Origin of the sequence: Thiolapillus sp. (assembly GCF_048562965.1) — a bacterium.
GTDB lineage: Bacteria > Pseudomonadota > Gammaproteobacteria > Chromatiales > Chromatiaceae > Thiolapillus > Thiolapillus brandeum_A.
In genome coordinates, this window is record NZ_JBHNMF010001213.1 from 1 (window position 1) to 781 (window position 781).

Below are 781 nucleotides of genomic sequence, written 5' to 3' on the forward strand. Positions count from 1 at the left end.
TGAGCAGGATGCAGCAATCAGCGTATAGAACAAGCTCTAACGGGCAGTATGAACAAAATAGCAACTTTATTTCACCCGAAAATATACGGTGGAACAATGTTGCTTACTCTAAACTCTAGGATATATCGATACGCTGAAACAACGTTATCCGCACGTTTTCGTGCACTGGAGTGGACAAGCAAAGGGCCGAATGATGGGAGCCGTATGACGCGAGAGTGTCACGTACGGTTCTGCGAGGGGCTGGCGGTGAGATTCCGCCGGTCTACTCACCCTTATCTGGCCTCAACAATACGGGGGATTTTCTATTATCTGTACCTGATTGAAGATGTATTCAGCCGCAAAATTGTTGGCTGGGAGATTCATGAGAGTGAAAGCGCAGCACATGCCAGCCAACTCATCAGGAAAACCTGTCTGGCTGAATCAATCCATGAAGAGGGTCTGGTGCTACATTCTGACAACGGCAGTCCGATGAAAGGCGCCACCATGCTGGCGACCTTGCAGAAACTCGGCGTAGTGCCCTCGTTCAGCCGCCCTTCAGTCAGTGATGACAATCCTTATTCAGAGAGTCTGTTCCGTACATTGAAGTATGGGCCCAGTTATCCGAATCAACCATTCCAAAGTCTGGAGTCAGCAAGAGAATGGGTACATGAATTTGTGCAATGGCTCTTCCCCAAATGGAGTGGGTAGATTATCGTAATCCCCTTATGAGAGACAAAGACCTATATGCCCAGATACTGGGAATCAAGAGTCCCTGGCAAGTATCCGGTGTAGAGCTGGCGCT

At 48.8% G+C, this 781-nt stretch carries 1 pseudogene; it reads left to right on the top strand.

The annotated features are described in order from the left end of the window. Window positions 1-273 precede the first annotated feature (273 nt). Window positions 274-663, top strand: a pseudogene (locus ACOCD2_RS23385) (transposase); the annotation flags it as partial. Between the last annotated feature and the right edge of the window lie 118 nt (window positions 664-781).